A 25,199-nucleotide genomic window follows, 5' to 3' on the forward strand; every position below is an offset into this window, starting at 1 on the left:
AGTCGTTCGGCCACGGCTCGCATTCCCAAAATATTTGCAGCATTTCGCATGAGCCCAATGCGGTGCCTATCTGCAAGCTCACGGTTTGAAATGCTTGGTCAGGAATTGTTTGAAGGAGGCCCCAATGGCACCTCGCGTTCTCGTATCCGATAAGCTTTCGCCCACTGCCGTCCAGATTTTCAAGGATCGCGGTGTTGAAGTCGATTACTTGCCCGATCTCGGCAAGGATAAGGAAAAGCTCCTCGAAGTTATCGGCCAGTATGATGGTCTGGCAATTCGTTCGGCCACTAAGGTCACGGAAAAGCTGATCGCCGCTGCTAAAAATCTCAAGGTTGTCGGTCGCGCCGGTATCGGCGTGGACAATGTTGATATCCCGGCTGCTTCGCGTCGCGGTATCATCGTGATGAATACGCCTTTCGGCAATTCGATCACCACAGCGGAACATGCCATTGCGCTGATGTTCGCCGTGGCGCGTCAGTTGCCGGAAGCCGACACTTCCACCCGCGCCGGCAAGTGGGAAAAGAACCGCTTCATGGGCGTGGAAATCACCGGCAAGACGCTCGGTGTCGTCGGTTGCGGCAATATCGGTTCGATTGTCGCCACGCGCGGCATTGGCCTCAAGATGCATGTGGTGGCTTTCGATCCGTTCCTGTCCGAAGCCCGTGCGCAGGAACTGGGCGTCGAAAAGGTCGAGCTGGACGAATTGCTCGCCCGCGCCGATTTCATCACGCTGCACACGCCACTCACCGACAAGACCCGCAATCTCATCAATGCGGAAAGCCTTGCCAAAACCAAGCCGGGCGTCCGTATCATCAATTGCGCGCGCGGTGGTCTGATCGTTGAAAAGGACCTCATTGCCGCATTGAAGTCCGGTCACGTGGCCGGTGCCGGTATCGATGTTTACGAAACCGAGCCCGCGACGGAGAATGAGCTTTTCACCCTGCCGAATGTGGTCTGCACGCCGCATCTGGGGGCTTCGACCTCGGAAGCGCAGGAAAATGTCGCGCTTCAGGTGGCCGAACAAATGTCGGACTATCTCACCAAGGGTGCGGTTTCCAACGCCATCAACATGCCGTCGATCACGGCGGAAGAAGCGCCGCGCCTACGGCCTTTCGTCAAGCTGGCGGAAGTTCTCGGTGCTTTTGTCGGTCAGGTGACGGATGAACCGATCGAGGAAGTGGAAGTGCTGTTCGACGGTTCCACCTCCGCCATGAACACCCGCGCTTTGCTGAGTGCGGCTCTGGCCGGTCTCATTCGCCCGCAGGTCGCCGATGTCAACATGGTTTCGGCGCCGATCATGGTGAAGGAGCGCGGCATCATCGTTTCGGAAGTGAAGCGCGACAAGTCCGGCATTTTCGACGGCTATATCAAGCTGACCGTCCGCACGACGCTGCGCGAGCGCTCCATCGCCGGAACCTGCTTCTCGGATGGCAAGCCGCGCTTCATCCAGATCAAGGGAATCAACCTCGATGCCGAGGTCGGTCCGCACATGCTCTACGTCACCAACAAGGACGTTCCGGGCATGATCGGCCTGCTCGGCACGATCTGCGGCAAGCACAATATCAATATCGCAAATTTCTCGCTTGGACGCGATCATCCCGGTGGCGACGCCATTGCCATGCTCTATGTGGATGAACAGATTCCGCAGGCAGCACTTGACGAACTGATAGCTCAGGAGGCAATCAGAGCGGCAACACCGCTTGAGTTCAACGTCGGAGAAGTTTGAAAACATGACTGAAGAGATGGCACAGCCGGAATGGCGGCGCATGCACGAGCAGGATATCGAGCGCGTGACTGTGGTAGCCAATGTGGTCCATCTCGACTTTTTCGAGGATGAAGCGGTCTTCCGGGACCGCTTCAAGCTCTACCCGGCGGGTTGTTTCGTCTATGCCCGTGACAATGACATTCTGGGTTATGGCATCAGCCATCCATGGAAACTCGATACGGTGCCCGCGCTGAATTCGGTTCTCGGCGAACTGCCGGAAGACACCAGCACCTACTATATCCACGATATTGCGCTTTTGCCCGCCGCCCGCTCCGCCGGTGCCGCCACGCGCGTGCTGGAACTGATGGCCGCCCAGGCCGAAACAGACGGCTTCTTCACCATGTCATTGGTGGCCGTGAATAACTCCGAAGGTTTCTGGGAAAAGAAGGGCTTCGTCTCCCGCGACCTGCCAGCACTGGAAGAAAAGCTGAAAAGCTACTCTGATGATGCCGTCTATATGGTTCGCGCAGGCTAGCTCGCAGATATTCCGCTTCTGACGGTCTGCAAATGGCGTGATTTTTCGCTTCCGGTGCTCATGTACCCAAAAGTACATTCCGCTCCGGTTCTCCAATCCCACCATTTTCGCCTCGTCATAAACGGAATCTCAAGCGACCTAAGCGCCTCTTCTGTCCACCGTGCTCGCAAAAATCGTGATTTTTTTGCACGAAAGAGTCGCGCAAGCGGGATTCAGTCTGTATAGAGACGAGGGATCAGCACCCCGTGAACCTTTCGGGGAAGCTTGCGATCCTTGGGTTGTTAAAGGCCAATAGTTAGTTTTACGCATTTCCGAACGCAAAACCGCTTCACACTTTTGCTGGAAATGCTTCATGCCGACCGAGGAGTTTTCTTAAATGGCAAATGTGGTTGTCGTCGGGTCGCAATGGGGCGACGAGGGCAAGGGTAAGATCGTGGACTGGCTGTCCGAACGCGCCGATGTCATCGTGCGCTATCAGGGCGGTCACAATGCCGGTCATACGCTTGTTATCGATGGCGTCAGCTACAAGCTTTCGCTGCTGCCATCGGGTCTGGTGCGCGGCAAGCTCAGCGTCATCGGCAACGGCGTCGTCGTCGATCCGCACCATTTCGTCTCTGAAGTCGCGAAGCTGCGCGCACAGGGCATCGAGATTTCTCCCGACGTTCTGCGCATTGCCGAAAACGCGCCGCTCATTCTGTCGATCCACCGCGACCTCGACGCCATGCGCGAAGGCTCCAATTCGGGTCTCAAGATCGGCACCACCAAGCGCGGTATCGGCCCTGCCTACGAAGACAAGGTCGGCCGTCGCGCCATCCGTGTCATCGATCTGGCCGAGCCGGAAACGCTGGAGCCCAAGGTCGAGCGCCTGCTGTCGCACCACAATCTGCTGCGTCGCGGCATGGGCCTTGAGGAAATCGCCGTCGAGACGATCCTCAAGGAACTGACCTCGGTTGCCGATGAAATCCTGCCTTATATCGATCAGGTCTGGCGCGTGCTCGACGAGCGCCGCAAGGCGGGTGACCGTATCCTGTTCGAAGGTGCGCAGGGCGCTCTGCTCGACAACGACCACGGCACCTATCCGTTCGTGACCTCGTCGAACACCGTTGCCGGTCAGGCTGCTGCCGGTTCGGGCCTTGGCCCGACGGCTATCGGCTATGTGCTGGGCATCACCAAGGCTTACACGACCCGCGTTGGCGAAGGTCCGTTCCCGACGGAACTCCACGACGAAATCGGCGAATTCCTTGGCACCAAGGGCCATGAATTCGGCGTGGTGACGGGCCGCAAGCGCCGCTGCGGTTGGTTCGATGCCGTGATCGTGCGTCAGACGGTTCGCACTTCCGGCATTACCGGCATCGCGCTGACCAAGCTCGACGTTCTTGATGGTCTGGACGAAATCAAGATCTGCGTTGCCTACGAACTCGACGGCAAGCGCATCGACTATCTGCCGTCCTCCATGGGCGCGCAGGCTCGCGTCAAGCCGATCTATGAAACGCTGCCGGGCTGGTCGGAAACGACCGCAGGCGCCCGTTCGTGGAACGATCTTCCGGCGCAGGCCGTGAAATATGTTCGCCATATCGAAGAACTGATCGGCGCTCCGGTGGCCATGCTGTCCACCAGCCCGGAACGCGAGGACACCATCCTCGTCACCGATCCTTTCCAGGATTGATCATTTCAAGGTGGCGTATTGATCAACCCGAAGCAGTTTTGCATAAACTGCTTCGGGTTTTCAGTTTTTGAGCATTGCAGTGGTGTCCGGTGGTTCAGATTGGCCAGAAAATGCCCGAAGCTTCGTCAAATCTGCCGCTATTTCGCCTCATCGTTTTGAAAAGCTTCGCTTAATTACTGCCAGACACTTTGCTTTCCCTTGATTATTGTGATTATTGGGACATTTAATTGCATCCAGTGCTTGTGGTATCTGAACGGGCGATAAACCGGGTAAGACGGAATGGCGGATTTTGTAGCTGTACTGAAAAAGACGATCGATGCGCAGGCGGACAAATCGCCTGAATTACGCCAGCGCGTTTACGCGAAGGCGCGCGCGACGATCGAGCAGAAGCTTGTGACGGCAAATGCCTCGCAGGCTGTGGCGGTACGCCAGCGCAATATTCTTGAAGATGCGATTGCCGAAGTCGAAGCCTTTTATGCGCCGCCGGCCGCTGCGGCGGCACCCGACCCGGTCAATGATGCGCTCGAAGATTTTCTGCAGGAAGCGAATCACGGCGTAAGCGCCACACGCGCTCATCATGACGACGATGACGATGCCGCTTTTTCTGCCGCACCGGCTGCGGAGCGTCACGACCATGTGTCGGAACCGGACGAAGATGCGTCGTTCAGCGCGGATCGCAGCGGGGACTGGAAGATCGACCGCGCCAAGGAAAAGGCTCAGGCGCGCCGCAGCGAATATATCGAGCGCAACGCCGTCAAGGAAAAGCGCTCCTATAAGGGGCTGATTGCCGGTCTCGTCGCTCTGCTCGTTCTGGGCGGCGCGGGTTACGGCGTCTGGACCAACAAAGACAAGATTCAGGAACTCGCATCGAGCCTCGGTCGCAACGATGCGCCGTCCACGCTTGCCAGCGGCGACGCGGGCACGACGACGCCGCCTCCCGCCGAGAACCACACGGCAGATCAACAAACCACGCTACCGCCGGAACATCAGGCTCAGCCACCGGCTGGCGAGCAGAAGCTCACCCAGCGTTTGATGCCGGATGGCAGCGAAACCGATGAAGGTCCCGCTGGCGGCGCGCCGGGTCTCGGCGAAGGCAAATCCACGGCAGCATCAACGCCGTCTGGCTCGCAGGCGACACCGGGCGAGCAGCCACCGGCCTCGCAGCAGGCTGTGGCCGTCGGTCAGCAGGCGCTGCTTTATGAAGAGCGTGGCGGCACCGAATCCGGTTCTGTGGAAAAGGGCAATGTCGTCTGGTCGGTCATTCAGGAAAGTCCGGGTGACGGTCAGCCGGAAGAACCGGCGGTCCGTGGCACGGTGACGATGCCGACGAGCAATCTTCAGCTGAAAATGACGATCCGCAAGAATACGGATCAGTCCATCCCCGCCAGCCATTTGATCGAGATGGTGTTCACCGTTCCCGATGGCTTCACCGGCGGCGTGATCGACAATGTTCAGCGCATCACCTTCAAGGATACAGAGCAGGCAGCGGGTAACCCGCTGATCGCGGTTCCGTCCAAGATTGCGGATAATTTCTTTATCATCTGGCTCAATGATGCCCGCACGGCACAGGATACCAACCTGTCGCTGATGCGCCGTCTGCAATGGATCGATATTCCGGTTTCCTATCGCAACGGTCGCCGTGCGCTGATCAGCCTTGAAAAGGGCGTTCCGGGCGAGAAAGCCTTCACCGACGTTCTGGGCGCTAACTAAAGCACCGTTATTGCAATGAAAAAAGGCCGCGCGAGCGGCCTTTTTGTTTGCAGAAATCTCTGCGTTATTTCTTGTTCTTTTCCGTGAAAGCCTTGATGGCTGCGGCAACTTCATTCTGTGCTGTTTCAGCGGTATCAAAGCCACCCAGTTCCACGACCTTGCGGCCTTCTGGCAACTGCTTGTAGACGCGGAAGAAGGCTTCCAGACGCTGCTGCTCAATCTTCGGCAGGTCGGCGACTTCCTTGATGTTGTCGTAGGTCGGATCGATATCGGAAGCCGGAACGGCGACGATCTTGTCGTCCTTTTCGCCGCCATCGATCATCTTCAGGACGCCGATCGGGCGAACCTTGATGATGGCACCTGGGACGATCGGCTCGCGCGTGTAGACCAGCGCATCGAGCGGATCGCCGTCGCCGGCCAGTGTGCTGGTGATCGAGCCATAATTGGCCGGATAGATGACCGGCATCGACTGGTAGCGATCAACAACGATATGACCGGTCTTGTCGTCGATTTCGTATTTGGTGAAGCTGCCCTGCGGAATTTCGATGGCCGTGAAGAATTCCTTCCCATCCTGTTCCTTCTGCGGATAGTCGAGATAGGAAACATAGTCGGAAGCAGATGCGGCAGTGGCAGCGGTCAGCGCAAGAGCTGCGGCGAGCAGGAGCTTTTTCATGGGATGTCCTTTAGGCATCGGTGAAACACACTTTGTGCCTAAAGGCCTACCATTGCAGTTATTTGAAGCTTTTATTGCGGTTGGATGACGGTTCCGCGAGAAAGCGTCTGCGATATTCCGCCGGGCTGATGCCGATCTTCTGTCGGAAATGGTGGCGCAGCGTGTAGGCGCTGCCAAAGCCCACGGAAGCGGCGATATCGTCCACACTGGCCGGGGTCTGGCAGAGCAGTTGCTTGGCGGTCGTCACCCGTTCGGCAACCAGCCATTCGCCGGGCGTGGTCGCGGTCGCTTCCGCAAAACGCCGCAGAAAAGTGCGGGCGCTCATGCGGCTCTCGCTGGCCATTCGTTCGATGGTCCATTCCGAGCCGAGATTGCTTCTGATCCGATCGAGGAGGGGGCTGATTTCGGCGCCTTCGCGTTTGGCGACCGGCCTTTCGAGAAACTGCGCCTGTCCGCCGGTGCGGTGCGCTGGCATGACCAGACGGCGGGCGACGGAATTGGCCGCCACCGGACCAAAGTCCTGCCGCACGATTTCGATCAGCAAGTCCATTCCCGCAGCACTACCCGCAGAGGTCAAAATACGATCATGCTCGCGATAGAGCGATGCGTCATCGACCGCAATGTCAGGGTGTCTGGCGCGCAGGGCCTCCGCATAGCGCCAATGGGTCGTGGCCTCACCTCCATCAAGCAGACCTGTCGCTGCCAGAACAAATGCGCCGGAACAGATCGAAGCCAGCCGTGCGCCGCGCCGGTGCGCGCGCCGCAGTCTTTCGCAGATCGCTTCGGGCACGGGAATATCGGCGCCTTTCCAGCCCGGCACGATGATGATGTCAGCCTCATCGATCAGTTCCGGCCCATGGTCCGGGGTGATGACGAAACCGCCATGCGCGCGCAATGGGCCATCCTCAATCGGGCAGCTGGCAAAGCGATACCAGTCCGGCCCCATTTCCGGGCGGGGCAGACCGAAGATTTCTGCCACGATGCCGAATTCGAACGTGCAGAGTCCATCGTAGAGAAGGGCGACGACCAGCGGGCCGGCGGTTTGTGGCGTCTGTTTTGTCATGATCTTTACGTATATTGTCAATCGCGCCAATTGCAAGCGCGATGATGTTCAGGCGAAAAGAATGGCGAACATTACAACAGGAGATCGCCATGACCATTGCGTTGAAGACCCCGGCCAAATCCGCCGTGACAGCCATTGAAGCCGCGCCAAGCGCTTTGGCGCGCGACCATTTTGCAGCGCAATTCGCTTTCGAGACGGATTGCTGGGATGTGCATGATGCGCTTTCGAAGGGGGCCGATTTTGTGCTTCTCGATGTGCGCAGCCCAAGCCAGTTTGCAAAAGGGCATGTGCCGGGCGCGATCAATCTGCCGCACGGCAAGATCATCGGCTCGAAAATGGCAAAATGGCCGGAAGAGACAGTGTTTGTCACATATTGCGCGGGGCCGCATTGCAATGGTGCGGCGCGTGGCGCCTTGCGGCTCGCCGATCTGGGCAGGCCGGTCAAGCTCATGGCTGGCGGGATAACCGGCTGGATCGATGAGGGTTTTGAGCTGGAAACCGGGGAGGCGGCAGAATAGCCGTGCCCATAAACGAATCTGCCGCAGGGCGCTTCACGCATCCTGCGGCAGAAAAAAGTGCTTAAGGTTTAAGCCTTTATGCGTGCGCTTCCTCGACGTGGTTCAGCGCCTTTTGCTGCTTGAATGCGGCAGCCTTGACGGCAGCCTGCACCTTTTCAAAGGCACGCACTTCGATCTGGCGCACGCGCTCGCGGCTGATACCGAACTCGCTGGACAGGTCTTCCAGCGTCATCGGATCGTCGGAAAGACGGCGGGCTTCGAAGATACGACGCTCGCGATCATTCAGCGTGTCCATGGCCTGTTCAAGCATCGAGCGGCGGTTTTCCAGCTCGTCCTGTTCGATCAGAACCTGTTCCTGGCTGTTGCTGTCATCGACCAGCCAGTCCTGCCATTCGCCGGATTCACCTTCGCTTGCACGGAGCGGCGCATTGAGCGAGGCGTCACCCGACAGACGGCGGTTCATGGAAACCACTTCGTCTTCACTGACATTCAGCTTGGTCGCGATTTGCTTGACCTGATCCGGGCGGAGATCGCCATCGTCGAGCGCCTGAATCTTGCTCTTCATCTTGCGCAGATTGAAGAACAGACGCTTCTGGTTGGCGGTCGTGCCCATCTTCACAAGGCTCCACGAACGCAGGATATATTCCTGGATCGAAGCCTTGATCCACCACATGGCATAGGTGGCAAGACGGAACCCGCGTTCCGGCTCGAAACGCTTGACGGCCTGCATCAGGCCGACATTGCCTTCGGAAATGACTTCGCCGATCGGCAGGCCATAACCGCGATAGCCCATGGCAATCTTCGCCACGAGACGCAGATGGCTCGTCACCAGCTTGTGAGCGGCTTTCGGATCCGTATGTTCATGATAACGCTTGGCCAGCATATATTCTTCCTGCGGCTCAAGCATCGGAAAACGGCGGATTTCTTCCAGATAACGGGTAAGGCCACCGTCACCGGACGTAATGCTCGGAAGATTCATTTGGGCCATAGAGCACCCTCCTTTATAATTTCAGGTTCCCATTTGGCGAACCTGTCGCGGGGGCTGCCTCCTGCACTTCCCTCACGCGAGCCTCCATATATAGGCATGATTTTGGCGAAAACACGATCCTTTAACTCATGAAACAATCTGTCACTGCAATGTGAACGCTGATCTGCGTGAAAAGTTGCAGACAGCGTTTGTAACGCGCAGCGAACCGGACTGTTCCTGATGATCCAGGCGCAGCTTTCCAAGTAACTGCACCCGGAACGACAATGGTTCGGTTCTACCCATGCGCTTCAGAAGCCATGTTTACATGCGACGCGAGGCAAGGGAGAACCGGAAGACCTGACGGTATTATATGGAGTGCGCGCGGAAATTTTCCAGTAGGTGCTCCATATCTTCGGGCACGGGCGCTTCAAAACGCATCAACTCATCGGTTGAGGGATGCGTGAAGGCCAGAAGCCAGGCGTGGAGCGCCTGCCTGTGAAAGCCGTTTACTGCTTCCTTCAGCGGTTCCGGCAGCTTGTTCGCTTTGGTTTTATAGGCGCTGCCATAATCCATGTCGCCGACCAGCGGATGACCGATATGGGCCATATGCACGCGAATCTGGTGTGTGCGACCGGTTTCAAGACGGCATTCCACCAGAGACGCCAAAGCTGTGGCATCCTCGCGGGGGCCGAATTTTTCCACCGTCGCATAATGGGTGACAGCGTGGCGCGCATCTTCGCGCTCCTCGTTCACCACGGCCTGCTTCGTGCGGTCGCGATGCGAGCGCCCGAGATGCGCATCGATGACGCCTTGCGGGCGCTCGGTCATGCCCCAGACGAGGGCGAGATAAGCGCGCTCCAGATCGCCGGTGCGGCCATGGTCGGCAAATTGTTCGCTCAAATGCCGGTGCGAACGGTCGTTCTTGGCCACCACCATGACGCCGCTCGTATCCTTGTCGAGACGATGAACAATGCCCGGACGGCGGATTCCGCCTATGCCGGACAAGCTATCGCCACAATGATATATAAGGGCATTGACAAGCGTTCCCGTCCAGTTGCCGTTGCCAGGGTGAACGACAAGGCCAGCAGGCTTGTTGATCACGATGAGATCATCGTCCTCGTAAAGAATATCGAGGGGAATGTTCTCGCCTTGCGGTTCGGCAGGTTCAGGCTCGGGCAGCACGATGGCAATCTTCATGCCTTCGCGTAGCTTCTGCTTGGTTTCACGAGCAGGTTCGCCGTCGATGGTCACATGACCGTCGGCAATCAGGGACTGAACGCGACTGCGGGAGAGTTCCGGCCCTAATGCTGCGGCCAGCCACTGGTCCAATCTTTTGCCCGCAGCATCAGTGTCGGCAATTAGTTCTTTCAATTGTCTCTTCCCTTCGTTATCACGCGCCACGGGTGCATGAACCGGAGTCATTTAATGCAGGATCCACACTATCCGCGATACCAGAATCAGCAGGATTCAGGATATCAGGACTATCAGCAGGGCTATTATCAGGACGAACAACCGTCCGAGCCTGTGCTTGATCCGGCAATGGAACGTGTGCGCCGCAAGATGATCCGGCTTCTGGCCGTTTCCATCGGCGTTATGCTGATCGGTCTTATGGCCGTGCTCGCCGCTGTTGTCTACAAGATCAATCGCGCGCCCGAAACCCCTGCCACGCAGGAAGCCCGTTCGGATATTCCGGGCCAGACCGCAGCGCAGCCTGTAAAACCGGAACCGCCGAAGCTGATCGAGTCGCAGATCAACCTCGTGCCCGGCACCCGCCTTCTGTCGCAAAGCCTGTCCGGCAATCAGCTTTCGCTGGAAACGCTGCTGCCCGATGGCGGCACAGAACTCATCATCTATGATTATCGCGAATCCCGCGTGGTTGGGCGCATCAAACTCGGCAGCGTCGAGTAAGATCGGGCTGTCTATCAATGCAAAAAGGGCGGCTGGAGCCGCCTTTTTATATTCCCGGATTGCGCTTTTCTGTAAGGGCGATTATATCAGCCAGCAGCAGACCCTATGCGCCCATCGTCTAGCGGTCAGGACGGCGCCCTCTCACGGCGCAAACAGGGGTTCGATTCCCCTTGGGCGTACCATTGGTTTCCAGCATATTATTTCGATGACTCATAAACTCCGGTTATCCCTTTCCGCGCAGAGGGCAGACATTTTCGCTGTTGGTGAAGGGCGTTTTGTCGGCGAAATAAAAACCCCGCCTGAAGCGGGGTAGAGGTCATCATCGATATGATCGCTCGTGATCATTTTGGACATTCATCGCCGTACTGAATGCCCGCATAGTCGTCCACGATCAAACATTTATTGGTACCCTCTATGCAATAACAAGAGCCTCTTTGCTCTGCGGCGGCACCGGACATTGAGGCAGCGACCAGAAATGTTGAATACAATACGAGGCCGACCAAGTTTTTCATGAAAAGACCCTCCAAATAAACTTTCAAATGATTTTGAAGATATTTTCGGCAGGCATTCCTCGCAATCGCAATAGGTTTTCCGCCAAAAACCTTTGGCAATAAATATGGCGCTTGAGAGCCTCATTTAAATCGCTGGGGAGATTGCCTCATTCCAGTTGCGAAAATTTGCAACTGGCGGCGGGAGGGTGCATAATCAGCGCATGAGCGAACGTTACAAAAAGCCCGATTACGAACAGGAATTGCGACAGGCCGGGGTGCGCATCACGCGCCCGCGCCGCATCATCCTGAATATTCTGACTGAAACGGAAGATCATCCGGATGCTTTGGAGATTTTTCGCAGGGCGGTCGAGATCGACAGCAGCATTTCGCTTTCGACCGTTTACCGCACCATGAAGCTTCTGGAAGAGCGCGGTGCCATCCATCGTCATGCCTTTGCCGGCGGTCCGTCGCGGTTCGAACAGGCAAGCGGCGCCCATCACGACCATATCATCGATATGGATTCCGGCGAGGTCGTTGAATTCCGCTCCGACAAGATCGAAAAATTGCAGGAAGAAATCGCCCGCTCGCTCGGCTATGAGATCGTTCATCACCGTCTCGAACTTTATTGCAAAAAAATAAAATCCTGACGGAACCAAATTCCAGGGCCTGCGTTTTTGGTCCATGAAGCCCGTGACCCCGCCCCCCAACACGGTCTTCACAGTTCGCCCCAACTCCCCCAACAAGGGTGGACGGCGTGAACGCCGCGCAGACGGTTAACCGTTGTGCCAGCAGGCGTTTCGCTCTTTTTTAATAAGCCGTCATGGTTCGTCCATGACGGCTTTTATTTGGGCCGGAGTGTTGTCTGGAAATCAGGAATCGAACTGTTCGTCCGGTATGGTCAGCGAATAGACAGCGCCGGTGCCATCGATGCGGTATTGCGCCTGGCCATTGACCGAGGCGGGGACTATGCGCTGAAGCACAGCGCTGCCGAAACGGGGATCGTGCTGATAGACCTCCGGCATGGCCGGATTGGTTTCTTCCCAGCGGAAGACCAGCTTTTCGCCTTCGTTTTCGGTGCGGACGACTTCTGCCGAAATAGCCACACGGCCATAAGGGATCGAAAGGCCACCGAATGAGGTCGCATTGACCACCAGCTCATGCAGCGCCAAACCGACATGCAAGGCGGCGCCCGGGAAAAGATAGGGGTTGTCTCCTTCGAGACTGAGTCGCTCATCGGTGACGTCGATATATTTTTCCACCTGAGAATGGACAAGGTCGCGGAAAAGCGCGCCGCGCCAGTTGGAATCAGTCACCAGATCCTGTGAATAGGACAGCGACTGGATACGCCCGCGGAATTTCAGGAGAAAATCATCGATCGTGTCGGTGAAGCGCGCTGTCTGGCTGGCGATGCTCTGCACGATGGCCAGCATGTTCTTTGACCGGTGACTGACTTCGCGCAAAAGCGTTTTCAATACCTGCTCACGGCGTTTCAGCTCGCTGATTTCCAGTGCTGTCGTCACCAGTCCGAGGAGATTGCCGCTGGTATCGCGGTCGCAATCGATATGCAGTTCGACCCAATGGAGCTTGTTGCCGTCCATGATGGAAAGTTCGACATTCTGCGCCGTCATGGTTTGAAGCGCCGTCTCTTTGGCCGATTTCAGCTTGGCGAGCGATGTGGAAACGATGAAATCCTCGTCGGTGCCGCCGGCTTTCCAGTTATTTTGCCAGTAGACGGGTAGATTTTCCCCCCAGGCATAGGTCAGATCGGGACGCTGATAGAGCACGCAGACATTGCTGTTACGGACTGCCCGAAGGAGCGCGCGCAGACGGGCTGCATCCGGTTCGGCTTCGCGTAATGGCAGGTCTGATGCGCTCATTATAGTCTCGATAACGGTCGATTGGGCCGGATGGCGTGCGCTGACTGAAGGTCGGGACGGTGGACCCTATTTTTCTCCAGAAAGCAAACCGCCGCGCAATCTCGCGCGACGGTATGTTGTTGTTCATATCGGTAGGGCCGGTTTACGGCCAAAAACAGACCAGTTCTGAACTGGGTTTTTCTCCGCTCTATCAGGCCTTGCGGATCGCCGAGGCTATCAGCGAAATGACCAGCAAGGCTAGGAACACGAAGAACAGAATCTGGGCGATACCCGCCGATGCTCCGGCAATGCCGCCAAAGCCCAGCGCACCGGCGACAAGAGCCACGACGAGAAATACGAGCGCGTAGTAAAGCATATCCGATCTCCTCTTTTGTATATGAGGAATAAACTACTTTGCTATGCATTCGGTTCCTGCCAGCGCTTAAAAATGAGTTATTCAGGGTTGAGAGCGGGGCTTTCTCAGGTTGCAAAGCGGGAATGCACGCCGCTCCGGGAAGAGGGTTTCCCTTTCCCGGAGGCGATTACAACCGCCAAACTTGGCTGTAGCGGGCCGAACTCAGGCCGCGACTTGAGAAGCCTCTTCGAAAAACAGCGCCTGACTGATCAGGGCTTTCACCATGTCGGGATTGAACGGCTTGGTCACGAGGAAGGTTGGCTCGGGGCGTTCGCCGGTCAGCAGGCGTTCCGGAAAGGCCGTGATGAAGATGACAGGGATCGTGTCGTCTTTCAGGATTTCATTCACGGCGTCGATGCCCGAGCTGCCATCGGCAAGCTGGATATCAGCCAGAACCATCCGCGGCTTCTCTTTTTCATAAAGTGCGAGCGCCTCATCCTTGGTGCGGGCGATGCCGACGACCTCATGTCCGAGGCTTTCGACCATCTGCTCGATATCCATGGCGATCAGCGGTTCGTCTTCGATGATCATCAGGCGGGTTGCGACCTGACGCGAGATTTCCGTCGATGCGGCGGAAAGGAGACGCCCCAGTTCGCCATCGTCGACATTGAGAACCTCGGCGGCTTCCTTGTCGCTGAAGCCTTCGACGGCCACCAGCAAGAAGGCCTGACGGGGCAGCGGCGCAATATGCGCCAGATTGCGATTTGCCCGCTGTTCCCAGCCGATCTCCGAAGATTGTTCCGGCACCCGGATCGATGCGGTCTTGTAGAGGTCGCAGAACAGGCGATAGACGCCGATGCGGTCCGACGATGTATCCGGGAAAATGCTCAGATCGGCGATCAGAGCTTCTAGCACGGCCGCCACGTAAGCATCGCCGGATGTCTGAGAACCGGTGAGGGCACGCGAAAAACGGCGAAGATAGGGAAGATGCGGCGCGATACGCGTCGATAACGTCATGGTAATGGAACTCCTCATCTGCCGCTTTGTTTTACATTCGCATGAATCCGGTTTGAACAATCGGCTCGAACCAGCTTTTGGCCAAGCGCGATCATCCGCAATCGGGCGCGGCATTACGGATGGAAACGATGCGACTTGAAAAAAGTTCCGAACTGACGGCATAATTTCTGGAACTTTTTTGGGGCTGGTGCATTCCCCGTCCAACAGAAGCTTTGTAACAAACAGGACAGGGCTCATCGCCTAGAACGATACAATATGACAGATAAAGATAACCTTCATACGAATGGCGTCGCGGCGTCGCGGCGCGTCCCGAAGGACATATTAGGACCCAATTGTGAAGTCGGATTGAAACTCAAGGCGTTATACGCCTCGATTCAAGATGAGACGATCCCGGACCGTTTTCTCGATCTTCTCGAAAAACTCGATCAGGCTGAACAGGAGAGTATGCGTGGACAGAGCACCCGTTCCGTCGGTTGATGGAAATGCACCTCAGGAGGGCCCGCAAGGCGCGCAGTTCAAGCGAGAGCTGCTGGCGTCGCTGCCAAGCTTACGCGCATTTGCCGTGTCACTTATCGGCCAGCATGACAAGGCAGACGATTTGGTACAGGACACCATCATGAAGGCCTGGGCCAAGCAGGAAACCTTCGAGATGGGCACCAATATGAAGGCCTGGCTTTTCACCATCCTGCGCAATGAATTCTACACTCAGATGCGCAAGCGTGGGCGTGAGGTGCAGGATACGGATGGCCTGTTCAGCGAACAGCTCGCCGTGCATCCTTCGCAATATGGCATGCTGGATCTGCAGGATTTTCGCTCGGCGCTTGAGCAACTGCCTGACGATCAGCGCGAAGCGATCATTTTGATCGGCGCTTCCGGCTTTGCTTATGAAGAAGCGGCGGAGATTTGCGGCTGTGCGGTCGGCACGATCAAAAGCCGTGTCAGCCGTGCGCGGACCCGGCTTCAGGAAATCCTGAAGATCGAAGGCGAGGGCGATTACGGCCCCGATGCCGATTCGTCCCGCGTCACCTTGAGAAGTTTTGCATGAGGCTTCATGCCGCCGGATTCTTTGATCCGGCGGCATTCACCACAAGCTTAAGCAGTTTGTGTGCCATTTTGGCTTAAATGATCCGGTGCCGTCGCCCGGCGGCATTTATTTTCGCTGGTCATGACAGTTTTTTGCCCCAGACACTTGAAGGTTAGCCGCCACTGATATTTGCTATCTGAAGTGGGTGTTCAATTTGTATTGGGGCGCGTTTTGCCATCAGTCTTGTTGCAGAAACTGCTTCAGTCTTCACCGAAACCGATTGCGGTTATCGTCTCGCTCGGACTTGTGCTTCTTTCTGCCGTGATGACGCTGTTTCTGTCCTCGAGCGTTACGCATCAGATTGTCGATATTTCCCGCAATTATGCCTTGCGCCAGCAGGTGGACAAGGTTGCCCGGCTCGCCAACAATATCGAGATGAGCCGTCGCGGCTATCTTCTGACGCTCGACGAGGCGCATCTCGATCTCTATCGCAATTCGATCCTCTCTGTTGAGCAGACATTGACCGATCTGGAGGCCCTGTCGGTCCCCAATCCGTTGCAGGATACGCGGGTAAAGCAGATTCGCGCTCTGATCGAGCGGGAAGAAGCGGATGTGCGCCAAACGGTGGAGCTTGCATCGTCGGGCAATGTCGCAGCAGCGATGCAGCGGGTGCGCAGCGACGAAGGCAAGGCGTTGATGGACCAGCTGTCCACCACCGTGTCGGACTTCATCGATGTGGAAGAAAAGCAGCTTACCGAACGGAACGAGCGCATCAACCGGATGCGCTACTGGATGACGGCCACCTCCATCGTGGCGCTGGCTTCGGCGGCGATGCTGGGCTTGCTGCTTTTCAGCCGCGTGCAGCGTTATGCGCGCACCATGTTCGAAGGGCAGTCGGCGCTGCGCTCTGAAAACGAGATTCTTGAACAGCGGGTGCGCGAACGCACAGCCGAACTGGAGGAGGAGCGCCGCATTGCGGAGCGTGAGCGTTATCGCGTCGAGCTTCTGCTACAGGACACCAATCACCGTATCGGTAATTCTCTGGCGACCGTCTCCTCCCTGCTGGGTTTGCAGATGCGACAGGCGCGTAGCGAGGATGCACGCGCTGCCCTTTCGGCGGCGCGCGACCGAGTGCAGACGGTTTCGACAGCCCATCGGCGTTTGCGGCTGGGCGAAGACATGGAAACCGCCCGCGTCGACGAGTTTCTGACCACGGTTATCAACGATATCCGCAATGCCATCGGTCAGGACCGCCAGATCGAGATCGTGACGAATTTCGAGCAACTTGACCTGAAAGCCCGGGATGTGACGACCATTGGCATCATCGTCGGCGAACTTGTGACCAACGCCATCAAACATGCTTTCAAGGGGCGACCAGGCGGACAGATTTCTGTCAGTTTTCAGGCGGATGCCGATGGTGTGCCCGTTCTGGCGGTGGAAGATGATGGCGTCGGTTGGGGGACGGAAGGCGCGAAGCCGGGCGACAAGAACGGACTTGGCACGCTGGTAGTAGAACAGCTTTGCATGCAGTTCGGCGAAAAGCCGGTCTATGGTGAAGCCGTGGATCGCGCTGGCACACGCGTTTCTGTGCGCCTTGCATCGCTGGTCGATAGCACCGACGCGGCTGCGCAGTAAAGCGAAGCGCCTCCCGATGACCCATGAAAAAACACCGGAACAGGTTCCGGTGTTTTAATTTTTATAGGGCTTTTGTCAGGCTTTGGGCGGTCGCTTCTTCTTGTCTGAGAGGAGCGAAACCAGAGCGATGCCTGCAAGCGGCAGGGCGGCTGCCAGTATCGGCCGCTTGAGGATCGATGGGATCGTCGCAAGAGCGGCTGTCGCCATCATTGCCGATTTGTCGGCTGCGATCCGCTCTTTGCGCTTTTTCGCCTCTGCTGCGGCCTGTATCTTCAGCACAGCGAGAACGAGCAGCGCAAGTATCAGCGAAATGGCGGCAAGAATCAGTGCTGCAAGCGGACCGCCATAGGTCTGCGCCAAAGCCAGAAAGGCCGCGACACAGAGAAACGTGACCGTGATGATGCCGAAAATGCCAATCGCCACGCCGTAAATCGCTGCGCGTCGCGTTTGGCTGACGGTGAATCTCACTTCTTCGCCAGCCAGAGCGGACAGGATAGGGACCAGAGCTTTAAGCATGGGACGCCTCAGCGGCGGGAAAGAAGGGCGAGCAGATAGCCGATGCCGAGCGCGGTAGCGAGCGATGTAATCGGACGTTCACGAACGGTTGCCGTCAATTGCGCTTCGAGGTCCTGCGCCTTTCCGCACAATTCATCAACAACATCGCCGCCTTGCAGATAGGCGCTCTGATAGGTTTCCTTCGCGGTGCGCTTGGCGTCGCGGACGGTCTGGTTGCCGAGATTGGCGAGCGTCGCGGCGATGGCTGCGATGTCTTCCTTCAACTGCTCGACCTGCGCCTGCAAGTCTTCCGTGGTCGAATCGGTCAACGCTTCCTCGATCTTTTCTTCGATCTTGTTCGTCTTCGCGGATGCACGCGCCATATCTGGCCTCCTGTCATAACGGATTATCGTTGTAACAACGCTTTTCGTCACCAATGGTTGCACGCATTAGCCAATTGCAGCAACGCCGCGCGTCACTTCTCGTGCGTCATGGTAAACGGGCACAGCCGTCGCAGGTGCTCGTCAGAACAAGGCGTGGTCAGACCATGTCAGACGAGGAACAGATAGGCTGCGCCTGCAATCATCAGGAAGGCAAGGCCGACATGGGCCGGTTTCAGCGCGCGCTGCGGAGCTGGCAGCGGATCATCATTGCCCGCCATGGCGGTTCTTGCCGCATGTTCGAGTGCCTGAATGTCTTTGTGCATCATGTGCATGCTCCTCCTGCCGGACCGCACGCCCCAATATTGTTGATCAGGGAGACGAACACATCCGACATGGTTATCAGGTCTGATTTGTCCGCATTATGCAACAGCTATTTATAAGGGGTTTGACAGGCCCCACCTCCCACAAAAGCTGGCAGAAAAGGGCAGTTAAAACAAAACATGACTTGCATCATCATATTATTGGGGGTTAAAAAGGGTTCAACAAGCAGCGCTGCGGCGTGCGTGATGGGTCGTCCTTGGCGCCCGAGTTGAACAATCAAAAGGCGATCAAGATGACTGGTTTCTGTCGGAAAGGCTTCATGGCTGCGGCGATGGGCATTGTCTTGCTGGGCGTTGGTCCGGCATTGGCTCAAGAGGCGACACAGCCCAATCCTTCAACTGCCCCCGCAGCCGCTCAACCAGCCACCCCGCCTGCATCGGCAGCGCCTGCCGCACCCGCGCCGTCGGTCCCAGCAGCACAGCCTGCTCCGGCAGCGCCCGCCGCGACTGCGCCTTCGGCCCCGCAAGCCGAGCCACAGCCCGTAATCGCTGGGCAGCCTGCCGCTGAAGAGCGCGATGCCAGCCTCCCGCATGATCTGTCGCCCTGGGGCATGTTCATGGCTGCCGACTGGATCGTGAAGGCGGTGATGATCGGTCTCGGTCTTGCCTCGCTCGCAACATGGACCATCTGGGTCGCCAAGTCGCTCGAATTGGCTGGCGCTCGCCGCCGGGCTAACAAGGCGCTGAAGACCATCGGTCATTCCGCCACGCTTTCCGAAGCGGTCCGCGCGCTTGACGGCGTCAAGGGTCCGGGCGCCATCATGGTGCGCGCCGCAGAAGACGAGGTTCGTCTCTCCAGCCCCGCACTGGCGCGGGCTGGCGGCGAGGGCCTGAAGGAACGCGTTTCGTCGCGCCTGTCCCGCATTGAAGCCAAGGCTGGCCGTCGTCTGTCCAAGGGCACCGGCATTCTCGCCACCGTCGGCTCGATTGGACCATTTGTCGGTCTGTTCGGCACCGTCTGGGGCATCATGAATTCCTTCATCAACATCAGTGAAGCGCAGACGACCAATCTGGCCGTCGTGGCTCCCGGTATCGCTGAGGCCCTGCTCGCTACCGCCATCGGCCTTGTGGCCGCTATTCCGGCGGTTGTGATCTATAACGTCTTTGCCCGTGCGATCACCGGCTACCGTTCGCTTCTGGCCGATGCATCGGCAGGCGTTGAACGTCTGGTCAGCCGCGATCTGGATTTCAGGGCAGCAGGTGTGCGTGAAGGCACGCTGCACGCAGCGGAGTAGGCATCATGGCGAGTAAAGTCCGCGAAGGCGGTGGTGACGATCTCGAGCTCAATCACGAGATCAACGTAACGCCCTTCATCGACGTGATGCTGGTTCTGCTCATTATCTTCATGGTGGCAGCACCGCTTGCGACCGTGGACGTGAAGGTTGATCTGCCTGCATCGACCGCTGCCGCCGCGCCGCGTCCCGACAAGCCGCTTTATGTGACGCTGAAGGAAGACCTGAGCGTCAGCGTCGGCAATGATGTCGTGGCGCGCGATCGTCTGGGGGCGGCACTGGATGGTCTTTCGGAGAAGAACAAGGAAACGCGCGTTTTCCTGCGCGCCGACAAAACCGTCCCTTATGAAGAGCTGATGCGCATCATGAATTCGCTGCGTGAAGCGGGCTATCTCAAGATCGCACTGGTCGGCCTCGAAACTGTCGGCGCGGCTGCTCCTGCTGCTCCTGCGTCCCCCGCACCGGCGTCTGCTGCGCCCGGAGCGGCACAATGAACGCACTTCCGCCCGATCATCCTCCCGTGAAGGTGGCTTCTGCCGACGCCCATCACCATTCCTTCTGGCATGATGCGGGACGCTGGATCGGCGCGGGAATTCTTGTGCTGACTGTGCATGCGGCTGGTGCTTATGCAATCTACCAGATGCGGGAAGAAGACCAGCCGGATGGCGGACAGGTCGCAGCCATGGTGGTTGAGCTTGCGCCGGAGCCGATGGCTCCGATGGAAGAGCAGGTTGCTGATGAGGCACAGCCGGAAACGGCGGAAGCGCCGCAGGAAGTCGAGCCTGAGCCGGTCGTTCAGCCGGAACCGCAACCTGAAGAGCCAACGCCGCCAGAGCCCGAGCAGGTAACACCACCGGAACCCGAGCCGCAACCTGAGCCGGAAGTTCAGGAGAAGCCGGAAGAGATTATTCCAGATGTGGTCGAGGCTGAAAAGCCGGAACCAAAGCCCGAGCCGAAGCCAGAACCCAAGAAGGTTGAAAAGCCGAAGCCTGAAAAGCCCAAGCCGCAAAAGGTTGAGAAGCCGAAGCCCAAGAAGGCGGAAAAGGCACCTGAGACCCGTCAGGCCAGTGCGCCCCGCATGGACGCTGATAATGGTGAGCGGGCCGCCGCTAACCGTCGCGGCGAAAACTCAGCCTCGGCTGGTGTAAGCTCGGCCAAGTGGACATCGAAACTGCAGGCTCACATGGCCCGCAACGTACGCTTCTTGCAACGCAAGGCGCGCAATGCCAAGGGTCTGGTACAGGTAACATTTGTGATTGATCCATCCGGGAATGTTATCTCGGCGCGTCTGGCCGGTTCGTCCGGCGATCCGGCGGTTGACCAGCTAGCGCTGGAAGCCGCACGTCGCGCCTCTCCTGTGCCGGCACCTCCGGCAGCTATGGCCAGAGCACGGATGCCGATCACGTTGCCTCTGCTGTTCAAGTAAGTTCTCGAGCTTGTAATCGAAAAAAAGCCGGGCGAAATGCCCGGTTTTTTCGTTTGGGCTTTACTGTGTCAGCGCCGCCTGTTGGCAGATCACCCCGGTAACTTGCACATCGGCTTGGCCTAGTTTGACACCGAGCAAATCCAGAAGAGCAAAGAGCAGATTGTCAAGCAGTGCTGAGATAGGCGTGAGAAGAGCACCGAGAAGACTGAAAACGCCGCTTAAATCCAGAGAAATCAAACCCAGATCTACGTTCACTTCCATCTTCGAAAGCAGGGCGGATGTGAGTCCCCCCAGGAGCTTGGTCGACGAGGCAGTTTGGATTTTTTTATTCTGTATGTCGCTATAACTGAAGTTGAGAATTCTTTGGACATCATCTCCCAACGGAATTTCTGCCTTCGCATATACATCGGGTCCAATACCCAAAACCTTTATTTGCGCAATCTTCTTGCTGGTGACCACCGGCTTCTTGTTGAGATTTTTAAAGTCGGGATCGCTTAGATTTCCAAGGTAAACCCCAGCAATTCCGGTCGTCACACCAATGCCGACTTTCGCACTTTGCGGCCCCGCCGGGCAGCTTACGCTTTTCAGTTCCCCTTCCGCCGAAGCAACATCGACATAGATGGGTAATTTCAAATCTCCGAGCGTAATGAGCCCTAGAACCGAGCTGTTTAACAGCCCCACATAGAGCGATATTCTGATTTGAGCGGTGCGAACGAGCGAACCGACAGCGCCAACCCTGAAATATGGAGTCGATTGGGCTGGTTCGCCGATAGCGACACTGACCGTAACGGTTGCAAGCCCGCCAAGGTCGAGCCCTGTTCCAACGTCGATCTGGTGCTTGCCACCCAAGATTGCGGATGCGGTCACAAGCTGCAAGACATTGGCGGTGATGTTGTAATTGCCAGCAGACCCTATACTGGCATTCGCCAGAGAACCAAGCCCAAGCAGTTTTCCGACTGGCAGTTTGGTGGAAAGTGCTGCAGCATTTTTTCCAAGAACATTGAGCGCCGCCTTGGCTGTTGCGTTGTTGGTCACGACATCCGCCATCACCTTTGCCAGAACGCCGACTGACACATCCGTGTTCAACAGCTGGTCGTAAGTCCCGGCGGTCAGCCCAACCTGCGGCGCCAGTTTGTCGAGAAAGCCAAGCAGATTGATATCGGTGGCGGCAAGCGCGTTATAATCCAACAGCTTGAGATTGAGGGTTGTACCCAACAAACCGCCGAGAAGTCCGTTCAACGCGCTTTCATTCGTGTTCAGACTGGCCAATCGGGAGCCGATGGAAAAGGCCGCTTCCGCATGGGAGGCGGCCATGCCGCTCGCGCTGACCGCAGGGCGATCCATCAGCGCCTGACCGAAATAGAGATTGCCAGGTTTTGCGAGCGTCACCCGCACGGCATCGGGACTTGTTCCACCTGCCACGAAGCGTGACCCGACAGCCACCGATTTATCGGCGGTATATTTGCCGGTCTCCACCCAGACACGCGTGAGATTATCCGTCTTGCCTTTCACGATGGACGGATCGTAAGCGCCCGTCATCATGACCGGATCAAGCCCGTTGGCCTGCAATTGCTTTTTCACCGCGTCGCTAGCAGTGCCTATTGCGCTTGCGCCACTGATAGCCGCCAGATCGGCCATGTTCTGCAATTGCCGTCGCTCCAGATAGAGCGAGCTTGAATCGATGGTGAGTGCGGCGATTGCCAGAAAGAGCGGCGCGACAAGGGCCGCCATCGTGGCCAGATTGCCTTCGCGCGCCTTGAGAAACCGTAAGCCCCCCGCCCGCATGTCATGTCCCTCCGAGCCGGATTGTCGAAGCGCGCGTGATCGTCTTGCCCGGCAAAGGCAATCCCGTGAACAGATTCCAGATCGGCAGATTGGCCGCGTTATAGCTGATCGTGACTGTGAACTGGCTTGGATCCGACGCAGCATTGTCGATTGCGGTCTCGATCTGCGCCGGGTTGATCAGCGTGTATTTGGCCGCATTTTTCTGGATATAGGTCGTGGCAAGGGTCTGCCGCTCCGCCGCATCGATGCCCGCAAGCGCCGTGCGCGTCGCATCCGCAGCAAGCTGCTGCACGGCATTGGCCGCCCCAAGATAAATGCCAAAAGCGATCACGCCCATCAGCAGCAGCAGAAAAACCGGCGCCAGTATCGCAAACTCTACTGCCGCAGTTCCCACTTTATTACGTGGAAAAAGAACAGCAGATCTTAAACTCTCCTGAAACCATGCTTTTCTCTTCAACGATGGGGAATTAATCGTTTTAACTGTGTTCCCGCAGTCCATATGCCCTCCCGTCCAAGAGCAGATAAACTTTTATGTATATACATCACGAATGAACATGCTTCATGCACGCGCATTCAACTGTTTGACAGAAGAAATGCGTTCGATTTTTATTTTTATTACTTTTCATATTAACGCCGTCGACGCCATATCAACATAAAATAATTTAATAAAAGCTAAATAGATAGAAACAGCAAAACCTTATTCAACTCGCAGTAAATTATAACTACAAGTTGCACGATATAACGACAGTTAAGCGACTGCCCTTGTTTTCCCACGCTAGTCTACAGCGAAAGCGGCCACCCGCCAGCCAGACCCCGAAGCGTCGACAATGGCTGGTTGCATGACAAATAATTAAGATGAAATCTTGAGTGCGAAAGTTTAGATAACCCGAAGCACCACTTTATTGGGAGAGGTACGGGCACGCTTCGGTTATCGGGCGTGCAGGCTTGCGGCCAGAACGGGTGCTTTTCACGGACAAGGCATGGTTTTCCCGCGAGAGCGGGGATTCAAGAATTCAGGGGATTTAACGTTGGGCACATCTTCCGCTTCATCCGGCTCGGGCCAGAAGGCGACATTGTCGCAAAAGCGCGCCACCGGCAAACGCCGTCGCTGGTGGCTGTGGCTGCCCACTGCGGTCATTGCTGTCTGCGCTGGCTGGTATTTCTTCGATGCGCGCGCAGCCGGAAACGAAAAGAGCAGCTATCTCGCTGAAACGGTTGTGCGTGGCGATATTGAAAACGCGATCACCGCGGTGGGTACACTCAGCGCCCTGCGCAGCATCAATGTGGGTGCGCAGGTCTCGGGACAGCTCAAAAGCGTGCAGGTGGAAGTTGGCGACCAGGTCACGGAAGGCCAGTTTATCGCCGAGATCGATCCCTCTCCCTTCGAGAAGAGGGTTGAGATCGCTAGCGCGCAGCTCGACAATCTGAAAGCCCAGCTTCTCAGCAAGGAAGCGCAACTGACGCTCAAGAAGCTCAACGCAACGCGGCAGAAGTCCCTGCTTGCCACGCGCGGCGTTTCTCAATCGACGGTCGATCAGGCCGAAGCCGATCTCGCCATGGCCGATGCAGATGTGAAGGCGCTTGGCGCGCAAATCCGCCAGCAGCAGTCGCAATTGGCGAGCGACACGGTCGATCTCGGCTATACCAAGATCAACAGCCCCATGGCGGGCACCGTCGTCGATCAATCCGCCAAGGAAGGCGAGACGCTGAACGCATCGCAAACCGCGCCGACCGTCGTGACGGTCGCCGACCTCAAGGTCATGACGGTCGAAGCGCAGGTTTCCGAAGCGGATATCGCCAAACTGAAGCCCGGCATGGAGGTTTATTTCACCCTGCTTGGCCAGCCGGAAAAGCGATTCACGGGCACGCTGCGCCAGATCAAACCGACACCGGCCACTGAAAACAACGTCGTGCTTTATTATGCGCTGTTCGATGTGCCGAACCCGACCGGCGAACTCATGATCAATATGAGCGCGCAGGTCTATTTCGTGATCGATTCGGCCAAGGATGTGCTGCTCGTTCCAACCTCTGCGCTGAGCTTCAAACGCCGCGATCCTTCCGGTGAGGCGGGAGGTCAGCAAGCCGAACGCCCGCAAGGGCAGCGCAACGGCACCCGCAATGGCGGCAGCCCGCGTGAGGGCCAGCATCGCGGAAGACCGCAGATCATCGTCAGGGTCGTTGACGCAAATGGCGCTATCGCCGAGCGCACGGTCGAAGTCGGCGTGCGCAACCGCGTGCAGGCCGAAATCAAAAGCGGACTGGAGGATGGCGACAAGGTCGTCGTCACCAGCGCTTCGGGAACTTCGTCCGCTGGAAATGCCAATGCCCGTGGCGGTCGTCGCCCCGGCGGCATGTCCTTCTTCTGAGGACGGCCC

26 protein-coding genes and 1 tRNA gene are annotated in these 25,199 nt (G+C 57.3%); 15 read left to right on the forward strand and 12 right to left on the reverse strand.

What is annotated here, in order from left to right:
• The first annotated feature begins 124 nt into the window (after nt 1-124).
• The 4 genes from serA to WIX40_RS16145 all read left to right on the forward strand — a co-directional run bounded on the left by serA (nt 125) and on the right by WIX40_RS16145 (nt 5,616).
• A complete protein-coding gene (gene serA / locus WIX40_RS16130; RefSeq protein WP_121538554.1) occupies nt 125-1,726 on the forward strand; it encodes a phosphoglycerate dehydrogenase in 1,602 nt (533 codons plus the stop codon).
• Between the two features lie 4 nt (nt 1,727-1,730).
• Nucleotides 1,731-2,240, forward strand: coding sequence for a GNAT family N-acetyltransferase (locus tag WIX40_RS16135; protein ID WP_121538552.1), 510 nt, complete (start codon nt 1,731-1,733; stop codon nt 2,238-2,240).
• 376 nt (nt 2,241-2,616) lie between these two features.
• Entirely contained in the window at nt 2,617-3,906 is a 1,290-nt protein-coding gene (locus WIX40_RS16140) for an adenylosuccinate synthase (protein WP_109369738.1), read from the forward strand.
• A 279-nt stretch (nt 3,907-4,185) separates the two neighbouring features.
• Complete coding sequence (locus WIX40_RS16145; protein ID WP_339440645.1) at nt 4,186-5,616, forward strand: transcriptional regulator; 1,431 nt, start codon at nt 4,186-4,188, stop codon at nt 5,614-5,616.
• Nucleotides 5,617-5,680: 64 nt separating this feature from the next.
• Here WIX40_RS16145 and WIX40_RS16150 read toward each other — a convergent pair whose 3' ends face one another.
• Nucleotides 5,681-6,289: an inorganic diphosphatase gene (locus tag WIX40_RS16150; protein ID WP_140025506.1), complete on the reverse strand. Its 609-nt coding sequence runs from the start codon at nt 6,287-6,289 to the stop codon at nt 5,681-5,683.
• A gap of 58 nt (nt 6,290-6,347) precedes the next feature.
• Nucleotides 6,348-7,352: a transcriptional regulator FtrA gene (gene ftrA / locus WIX40_RS16155; protein WP_124915882.1), complete on the reverse strand. Its 1,005-nt coding sequence runs from the start codon at nt 7,350-7,352 to the stop codon at nt 6,348-6,350.
• 89 nt (nt 7,353-7,441) lie between these two features.
• Between ftrA and WIX40_RS16160 the strand changes: the two genes are divergently transcribed.
• Nucleotides 7,442-7,870 (forward strand): rhodanese-like domain-containing protein, encoded by a 429-nt coding sequence (locus WIX40_RS16160; RefSeq protein ID WP_121538544.1) that lies wholly within the window; start codon nt 7,442-7,444, stop codon nt 7,868-7,870.
• A 76-nt stretch (nt 7,871-7,946) separates the two neighbouring features.
• Here WIX40_RS16160 and rpoH read toward each other — a convergent pair whose 3' ends face one another.
• A complete protein-coding gene (rpoH, locus tag WIX40_RS16165; protein WP_109369733.1) occupies nt 7,947-8,858 on the reverse strand; it encodes an RNA polymerase sigma factor RpoH in 912 nt (303 codons plus the stop codon).
• 345 nt (nt 8,859-9,203) lie between these two features.
• Nucleotides 9,204-10,259 carry an RluA family pseudouridine synthase gene (locus tag WIX40_RS16170; RefSeq protein WP_339440649.1) on the reverse strand — a complete coding sequence of 352 codons (1,056 nt, stop codon included), beginning with the start codon at nt 10,257-10,259 and terminating at the stop codon, nt 9,204-9,206.
• Between the two features lie 3 nt (nt 10,260-10,262).
• Between WIX40_RS16170 and WIX40_RS16175 the strand changes: the two genes are divergently transcribed.
• The 3 genes from WIX40_RS16175 (at nt 10,263) to WIX40_RS16185 (ending at nt 11,883) form a co-directional block, all read left to right on the forward strand.
• Nucleotides 10,263-10,745 carry a hypothetical protein gene (locus tag WIX40_RS16175; protein WP_109369731.1) on the forward strand — a complete coding sequence of 161 codons (483 nt, stop codon included), beginning with the start codon at nt 10,263-10,265 and terminating at the stop codon, nt 10,743-10,745.
• Nucleotides 10,746-10,852: 107 nt separating this feature from the next.
• Nucleotides 10,853-10,927 (forward strand) — tRNA-Glu (locus tag WIX40_RS16180).
• A gap of 530 nt (nt 10,928-11,457) precedes the next feature.
• A complete protein-coding gene (locus WIX40_RS16185) occupies nt 11,458-11,883 on the forward strand; it encodes a Fur family transcriptional regulator (protein ID WP_109369730.1) in 426 nt (141 codons plus the stop codon).
• Between the two features lie 222 nt (nt 11,884-12,105).
• Here WIX40_RS16185 and WIX40_RS16190 read toward each other — a convergent pair whose 3' ends face one another.
• From WIX40_RS16190 to WIX40_RS16200, 3 genes are all read right to left on the reverse strand, one after another.
• Nucleotides 12,106-13,113: a sensor histidine kinase gene (locus WIX40_RS16190; protein ID WP_109369729.1), complete on the reverse strand. Its 1,008-nt coding sequence runs from the start codon at nt 13,111-13,113 to the stop codon at nt 12,106-12,108.
• A 190-nt stretch (nt 13,114-13,303) separates the two neighbouring features.
• Entirely contained in the window at nt 13,304-13,468 is a 165-nt protein-coding gene (locus WIX40_RS16195) for a DUF1328 domain-containing protein (protein WP_006473348.1), read from the reverse strand.
• 201 nt (nt 13,469-13,669) lie between these two features.
• Complete coding sequence (locus WIX40_RS16200; RefSeq protein WP_109369728.1) at nt 13,670-14,464, reverse strand: response regulator; 795 nt, start codon at nt 14,462-14,464, stop codon at nt 13,670-13,672.
• 255 nt (nt 14,465-14,719) lie between these two features.
• Here WIX40_RS16200 and WIX40_RS16205 point away from each other — a divergent pair, with 255 nt between their 5' ends.
• The 3 genes from WIX40_RS16205 to WIX40_RS16215 all read left to right on the forward strand — a co-directional run bounded on the left by WIX40_RS16205 (nt 14,720) and on the right by WIX40_RS16215 (nt 17,123).
• Nucleotides 14,720-14,941, forward strand: a complete 222-nt coding sequence (locus tag WIX40_RS16205) for a NepR family anti-sigma factor (RefSeq protein ID WP_109369727.1) — start codon at nt 14,720-14,722, stop codon at nt 14,939-14,941.
• A complete protein-coding gene (locus WIX40_RS16210; protein ID WP_109369726.1) occupies nt 14,913-15,509 on the forward strand; it encodes an RNA polymerase sigma factor in 597 nt (198 codons plus the stop codon). Before WIX40_RS16205 ends, WIX40_RS16210 begins: the two co-directional genes overlap by 29 nt.
• A 210-nt stretch (nt 15,510-15,719) precedes the next feature.
• Nucleotides 15,720-17,123: a sensor histidine kinase gene (locus tag WIX40_RS16215; protein WP_339440654.1), complete on the forward strand. Its 1,404-nt coding sequence runs from the start codon at nt 15,720-15,722 to the stop codon at nt 17,121-17,123.
• A 75-nt stretch (nt 17,124-17,198) separates the two neighbouring features.
• On the opposite strand, the gene WIX40_RS16220 is transcribed toward WIX40_RS16215, so the two are convergent.
• The 3 genes from WIX40_RS16220 to WIX40_RS16230 form a co-directional block, all read right to left on the reverse strand.
• Nucleotides 17,199-17,639 carry a phage holin family protein gene (locus WIX40_RS16220; protein WP_121538540.1) on the reverse strand — a complete coding sequence of 147 codons (441 nt, stop codon included), beginning with the start codon at nt 17,637-17,639 and terminating at the stop codon, nt 17,199-17,201.
• 8 nt (nt 17,640-17,647) lie between these two features.
• Nucleotides 17,648-18,001 carry an ElaB/YgaM/YqjD family protein gene (locus WIX40_RS16225; protein ID WP_109369724.1) on the reverse strand — a complete coding sequence of 118 codons (354 nt, stop codon included), beginning with the start codon at nt 17,999-18,001 and terminating at the stop codon, nt 17,648-17,650.
• 167 nt (nt 18,002-18,168) lie between these two features.
• Nucleotides 18,169-18,327, reverse strand: coding sequence for a hypothetical protein (locus WIX40_RS16230; RefSeq protein WP_167836095.1), 159 nt, complete (start codon nt 18,325-18,327; stop codon nt 18,169-18,171).
• A 251-nt stretch (nt 18,328-18,578) separates the two neighbouring features.
• Here WIX40_RS16230 and exbB point away from each other — a divergent pair, with 251 nt between their 5' ends.
• Genes exbB through WIX40_RS16245 form a run of 3 tightly spaced genes read left to right on the forward strand, consistent with a single transcriptional unit; the run spans nt 18,579 to nt 21,039 of the window.
• Nucleotides 18,579-19,616, forward strand: a complete 1,038-nt coding sequence (gene exbB, locus WIX40_RS16235; RefSeq protein WP_339440657.1) for a tonB-system energizer ExbB — start codon at nt 18,579-18,581, stop codon at nt 19,614-19,616.
• Between the two features lie 5 nt (nt 19,617-19,621).
• The gene (exbD, locus tag WIX40_RS16240) at nt 19,622-20,107 is read left to right on the forward strand and encodes a TonB system transport protein ExbD (RefSeq protein ID WP_109369722.1); all 486 of its coding nucleotides are present in this window, start codon (nt 19,622-19,624) and stop codon (nt 20,105-20,107) included.
• Nucleotides 20,104-21,039 carry an energy transducer TonB family protein gene (locus tag WIX40_RS16245; protein ID WP_339440658.1) on the forward strand — a complete coding sequence of 312 codons (936 nt, stop codon included), beginning with the start codon at nt 20,104-20,106 and terminating at the stop codon, nt 21,037-21,039. Before exbD ends, WIX40_RS16245 begins: the two co-directional genes overlap by 4 nt.
• 60 nt (nt 21,040-21,099) lie before the next feature.
• On the opposite strand, the gene WIX40_RS16250 is transcribed toward WIX40_RS16245, so the two are convergent.
• Both WIX40_RS16250 and WIX40_RS16255 read right to left on the reverse strand, forming a co-directional pair.
• Nucleotides 21,100-22,824: a pilus assembly protein TadG-related protein gene (locus tag WIX40_RS16250; protein ID WP_339440659.1), complete on the reverse strand. Its 1,725-nt coding sequence runs from the start codon at nt 22,822-22,824 to the stop codon at nt 21,100-21,102.
• Between the two features lies 1 nt (nt 22,825).
• Nucleotides 22,826-23,218, reverse strand: a complete 393-nt coding sequence (locus tag WIX40_RS16255) for a TadE family protein (RefSeq protein ID WP_235858975.1) — start codon at nt 23,216-23,218, stop codon at nt 22,826-22,828.
• 634 nt (nt 23,219-23,852) lie between these two features.
• Between WIX40_RS16255 and WIX40_RS16260 the strand changes: the two genes are divergently transcribed.
• Nucleotides 23,853-25,190 (forward strand): efflux RND transporter periplasmic adaptor subunit, encoded by a 1,338-nt coding sequence (locus WIX40_RS16260; RefSeq protein ID WP_339440662.1) that lies wholly within the window; start codon nt 23,853-23,855, stop codon nt 25,188-25,190.
• Nucleotides 25,191-25,199: the final 9 nt, after the last annotated feature.

Origin of the sequence: Ochrobactrum teleogrylli, assembly GCF_037482325.1 — a bacterium.
GTDB lineage: Bacteria > Pseudomonadota > Alphaproteobacteria > Rhizobiales > Rhizobiaceae > Brucella > Brucella teleogrylli.